Genomic DNA, 5,107 nt, shown 5'->3' with positions numbered 1-5,107 from the left:
GGGGAAAAACCCCCGGCCGGCGTCAGGCGCGGCGCCGCAGCAGGTGCCGCATCGGGTGCCAGGATTCCGTCGCGTCGTCGAGGCGGGCGCGCCAGACGATGCCCTCGGGGTGGTGGAGGACGGCGGAGATCTCGTCGGGGGTCGGCGGGGCCGTGTTGCCCCGCAGGTAGACGGCCCGGAGGCCCAGGTTCCGTACGCGGGTGAGGGCCCGTGGCCGGTTGATCGCGTGAACCAGCACCCGGACGCCGCGTCCCGGCGCGACCGGGTGCGGCAGGCCGAGTGCCACGACGACGCTGCCGTCGGGCAGCTGAACGAAACCTCCATCTGACATGTCACACATCCTTACGCGCTCGGCCGCCGCCCGTCGAGGGGCGGCGGCCGAGACCGTGGTCACCACGCGGGTGACCTGCGGCGATCACGTAACGGAGTCGGTCAGCGACCGCTGGACGACACGTGCACGACGATCGGCTTCGAGGTGTTCAGCGGCTGCGAGAGGATCGAGATCCTGGTGTTCGTGTCCGGCACCTGCACGCTGTTGAACGGGTTGTCCGTGTCGTAGTACGTGCCGCGTCGGTCGTCGAACACCGGGGATCCCAGCTGGGCCCGCAGGGTGGTGGGCTCGCTGTTGCGGTGCAGGGTGAGCCGGCTGGTCGGGTACCAGCTGAAGGTGGCGTCCCGCGACTGGATCCGGTTCCGCATCAGGCTGCCGTCGGACCAGCGGTCGGCCTCGGCGTGGGCGTCGACCGGGAGGATCAGGCCGGTGCCGGGGTGCTGGCTGACGTCGTTGTCCAGCTCCGAGGTGTCCCACAGCCAGACCAGCATGCCGTTCTGGTAGGAGAAGTGCTCGACCCAGTCGGGCCGCTGGTCGAGGAAGCCGAAGTTGTACGGGCCGGTGCGCAGCGTCCGGTCGTAGTTGACGTACTGCCGGTTCTCCACCAGGTAGTACTGCGGGTAGTCGCCGCTGATGGACGCGCCCACCACCGAGAAGCCGTCGGCCTCCCAGTCGCCCGCGCCGTTCTCCGCGTCGTCCGCGAAGATCGTCTCGCCGTCGGCGGTGACGCTGATCTCGTCGGCCGTGAAGCCGGTCATGGTCAGCGAACCGTCGGTCTGGTAGCGGAAGCGGATGTCGACGGACTGGCCGACGTAGGCGTCCAGTCCGTAGGAGACGGGGACGTCGCCCATCGACTCGCCGGTGATGACCGGGCGGTCGGCGCCGTCGCGGGGCAGCGCCTCGCCGTTCGCCGTGCCGTCGAGCGGCGTCCAGGTGGAACCGTTGGTCGACGCCTCGGCGTAGAGGAAGTCGTAGTCCTCCTCGATGGACCACCAGCCGGTGAGGTCGAGCGAGGCCGACGTGCTCGCGCCGGTCAGGTCGACGGTGCGGGACAGCGTGTTGACGAGGTCGTCGCCCGAGCCGCTCCACCACTGGTTCTCGCCCTGGGCGGGCGGGTGGATCGGGTTGGTGACGGTCTTCTCCGGCAGTTCGACGATCAGCGCCTGGCTGCCGCGGTTGCGGCCGTCCTCGGGGTAGGTGACGCCGGCCGGGCCGAGTTGGTGGGTCGACCGGGTGGCGGCCTGCGCCACGTCGTAGTCGAGCCAGCCGAGTTGCAGCTTCTCCCAGGGGCCCATGTCGTTCGGCAGGGCGCCGATGGAGCCGTCGCCGAGGCCCAGCCAGGAGCCGGAGGACATCAACGTCCAGAACGCGGTGCCGTTCTCGCCGCCCTGGGTGTCGTACAGGTCGGGCAGGCCGAGGTCGTGGGCGTACTCGTGGGCGAAGACGCCCACGCCGCCGTTCTCCGGCTGGATGGTGTAGTCGCCGACCCAGAAGCCGGTGTCGCCGATCTCGGTGCCGCCGGCCAGGTTGCCCTCGGGGCCGGTGAGGCCCACCTGGTCGCCGAAGGCGTACCAGCGGTGCGCCCAGATGGCGTCCTCGCCCTGCGCGCCGCCGCCGGCCGACTCGTCCTCGCCGGCGTGCACGATCTGGAAGTGGTCCAGATAGCCGTCGGGCTCGTTGAAGTCGCCGTCGCCGTCGAAGTCGTAGCGGTCGTACTGGTCGTACTCGGCGAGCGTGGCCTGGAGTTCCTCGGGCGTGGCGCCCTCGGCCAGCTGGTCCTCGTACCAGGTGTTGACGCCGTCGGCGACGACCTCCCACACGGAGCGGCAGGTGCTCGCGCCACAGGCGTTGTTGCCGTACCTGGCCTCGTTGTAGTCGACCTTGACCCAGTCGCTGACGTAGCCGTCGATCGAGTAGCGGCCGGAGGACTGGCTCTCGAAGTACTGCTTCACGGACGGGACGTCCGGGTCCTCCGAGTAGTAGAGGTCCTCGTAGTACTGGCGGTCGAAGTCCTCCTGCCAGATCGTGGAGTTGTCCACCGAACGGTCGGGCTCGGCGATCTGGTTGACCAGCGGGCCCGGGTCACCGCCGTACTGGGGGTGGATCTCCTCGCCGAACTCGACCAGGATCGTGAAGATCCGGTCGGTTCCGGTCGTCGCCGTGTCGACGAACTCGCCGTCGCTCAGCTCGACCACCTCGGAGCCGCCCCGGCCGCGCGCGGTGGCCTCGCCGGAGAGCAGCTGCTGGTAGGCCTCCTGACGCTGGGCCTCACGCTTGTCGCCGAGCGGGTTCTCCAGCTCGGGCTCCGCGGCGGCGTACGGCTCCGCGGCCTGGGGCGCCTGCTCCGGGTCGGCGGGCGGCTGCGCGTGGGCGGCCCCGGCGGGCAGCAGCACGGCGGCGCCGATGGCGGCGACGGCCGTCATGACCGCGGCGGTCGTCGATCTCGTGGATCTCTTGCCGGTGTTCACCTGTTGACTGTCCTCCCTGCGCGTGTAGTGACACGACGGGTGCATTTGACATGAGTGAGTCAGAAAAAGACAGTCCTTGATTCAACCCCCCGTTACCACTACCGTCGTTCGTCCGTCCGTCGAGCCGTCATTCGTGAACCCGTGCGCCCCCCGTGCACCGGTACGGCCGCCGGGCGCGCGCTTATCGGTCGCGCCGCGCGGGCATCGAGGCCCGTAGAACCGTTCGAGGGGAGTTCACCCCGCCGCCCCCTTCGGCACGGTCCGCCGCCAACCATGACCGAGGACGGACACCGCCATGCCGCACCCGACCCCCGCTCAGATCATCTGTGGTTCGGTCACCGTCATCTCCACCACCTTCGCCCTGTTACTCCTGGCACCGGCCCTCTCGGGCCCGGGTCTGGCGCTGGTGGCCGGTGTCGCCCTGCTGCTCGGCGTCCTCGTCGCGCTGGCCCTGCGGGCCCGCCGTGCCGGCCGGGCCCCGGCCGCGCGGCCTCAACAGCCTGCCCAACCGGGGCCGGTCGACACGCCGCGCCGGCGCCCTGGCGTTACGGTCTGAACAGCGTGCGCCCCGGCGCGCACGCCCCGCGTGACGCGGGGGTGACGCCGGGCGCGCCTCAGGCCGTCGACACCACGACGGTCCTGGCCACCTTGTCGTGCAGGCACTGTCGATACGGCCGGTCCCAGGTGCAGTTGAGGACGTTGACCAGCCAGAAGACGAAGCCGAAGCAGGGCACGAGCTGTGGCAGCGAGTAGACGCCCGCCCGGTACCAGCCCGGGTTGCCGTGTGGCACGGTGCCGTCCGCCAGCATCGCCACTCGGATACGCATCGCCATCTTGCCGAGGGTCTGGCCGCGGGCGCTGAGCATCAGGCCCTCGTAGACGAAGTAGACGACGAGCACGATCGCCTCGGAGCCGTAGGCCCCGCCCTGGCCGTCGCCGGTCCAGCCGTAGTGCCCCACCACCGGCCACATCAGCAGCGTGACGGGGACGCCCACCACGATCGAGTCGATGATCCGGGCGATCAGCCGGCGGCCGCGGTTGGCGAGCGGGGGCATGCCGGCCAGCGGGTCGGCCGCACCCCGGGCGTCGCCGTAGGGGTTGGCGCCGTAGGGGTTGGCGCCGTAGGGCTCCTCGGGCGGCGGGGCCTTGGGCAGCCCCCGCTCGCCCTCGTCCCCCTCGGGCCGCCGGTCGGGGTCGTCCTGGGGGTCCGGCCGTGGCTCGTCGCTGCTCATGCCCCAAGTCCACCCCGACGCCCGGCGGCCCGCATCCGGGCGCCGGGCGGATGGATGACGGGCCGGCCGGCCACGGCCCGGCCCCGGGGCCTCAGCCCTGGGGCTTGGTCACCGCGACGAAGGTGCGGGCGGCCTTGTCGTGCCAGGTCTGGCGCCAGGGCCGGTCGCGGGCCCCCATCACCAGGCTCACGATGCCCACCACCAGCAGCGCGAGCACGTTGTAGAGCAGCCAGCGCAGCAGCGACGCGCCGAACGACGGCTTCTCCTGCCGCTCCACGTCGACGACCCGGGCGCGGACGATGCCCTTGCCCAGCGTGGTGCCCCAGATCGCGGTGGGCAGCGCCTCGAAGAGCAGCCCGACGACGAGGAAGACGCCGAGTACCAGGGCGATGTAGCCGCCCGTGGTGCCGTCGACCAGCCAGATCTGCCGGGTGACGCCGGCCTGCTCGGCCGCGTCGATCTGGTCCTGGATGTGGTCCCGGGCGCTGTCGACCAGGGGCAGGGCCACGGCGACCGCGGCACCCACCGGCAGCAGCGAGTCCACGATCCGGGCCATCAGCCGGCGGCCGAGGCCGGCCGGGTACTTCTGCCCGGGATCGACGAACTGCCGCACCATGGTGAGCGGATCGCCCTGGTGGGACTGGAGGTAGGGCGACTGGCCCGCGGGGGCGGAGCCGGCCTGCGGGTAGCCGTAGCCACCGCCGGCGGCGGACGGCTGCTGCTGTTGTTGCTGCTGTTGCTGTTGCTGTTGCGGGTAGCCGTAGCCACCACCGACCGCGCCGGGCTGCTGGGGGTAGCCGTAGCCGCCCGGGACTCCTGGCTGCTGCTGCGGCGGGTAGCCGTAGCCGGCGGCGCCGGGCACCGGCACGCCCTGCTGGGGGCTGCCCGGCACCTGGACGCCCTGCTGCGGGCTCGGCTGGGGCGGTGCGCCGAGCCCGGGCGGCCCGGCCTGCTGCGGCACCGAGGGCGACGGGGGCGTGGGCGGCGCGTGGGCGGCCTGCACGGGCGGCCCGGCGGGGGCCACGTCGGCGCCCTGGGCCAGCTCGTGGACCTGCCGCTCCCACGAGCCGCCGGGC

The 5,107-nt window shown here is 72.1% G+C and carries 5 protein-coding genes; 1 reads left to right on the top strand and 4 read right to left on the bottom strand.

Annotated features, from left to right (window positions below; genetic code table 11):
- Positions 1-22 precede the first annotated feature (22 nt).
- Complete coding sequence (locus tag E1283_RS31390) at positions 23-331, bottom strand: hypothetical protein (protein ID WP_132821563.1); 309 nt, start codon at positions 329-331, stop codon at positions 23-25.
- 101 nt (positions 332-432) lie between these two features.
- Positions 433-2,799, bottom strand: a complete 2,367-nt coding sequence (locus E1283_RS31385) for an immune inhibitor A domain-containing protein (protein WP_243745233.1) — start codon at positions 2,797-2,799, stop codon at positions 433-435.
- Positions 2,800-3,094: 295 nt separating this feature from the next.
- Here E1283_RS31385 and E1283_RS31380 point away from each other — a divergent pair, with 295 nt between their 5' ends.
- Positions 3,095-3,355, top strand: coding sequence for a hypothetical protein (locus E1283_RS31380; RefSeq protein ID WP_132821562.1), 261 nt, complete (start codon positions 3,095-3,097; stop codon positions 3,353-3,355).
- A 58-nt stretch (positions 3,356-3,413) separates the two neighbouring features.
- Here the strand turns inward: E1283_RS31380 and E1283_RS31375 are convergent, their stop codons facing one another.
- Positions 3,414-4,031 carry an RDD family protein gene (locus E1283_RS31375; protein WP_132821561.1) on the bottom strand — a complete coding sequence of 206 codons (618 nt, stop codon included), beginning with the start codon at positions 4,029-4,031 and terminating at the stop codon, positions 3,414-3,416.
- 91 nt (positions 4,032-4,122) lie between these two features.
- A partial coding sequence (locus E1283_RS31370) for an RDD family protein (protein WP_132821560.1) occupies positions 4,123-5,107 on the bottom strand: 985 nt, incomplete at its 5' end.

Source organism: Streptomyces hainanensis, from assembly GCF_004348415.1.
Taxonomy (GTDB): domain Bacteria; phylum Actinomycetota; class Actinomycetes; order Streptomycetales; family Streptomycetaceae; genus Streptomyces; species Streptomyces hainanensis.
Note: the sequence above shows the minus strand (reverse complement) of the source record. Positions and strands in the feature narration are given on the sequence as shown.

Bases quoted from the DNA above. Each gene is read 5' to 3' on its own strand.
- E1283_RS31380 (WP_132821562.1), top strand. From the start codon at position 3,095: ATGCCGCACCCGACCCCCGCTCAGATCATCTGTGGTTCGGTCACCGTC.
- E1283_RS31375 (WP_132821561.1), bottom strand. From the start codon at position 4,031: ATGAGCAGCGACGAGCCACGGCCGGACCCCCAGGACGACCCCGACCGG.
- E1283_RS31390 (WP_132821563.1), bottom strand. From the start codon at position 331: ATGTCAGATGGAGGTTTCGTTCAGCTGCCCGACGGCAGCGTCGTCGTG.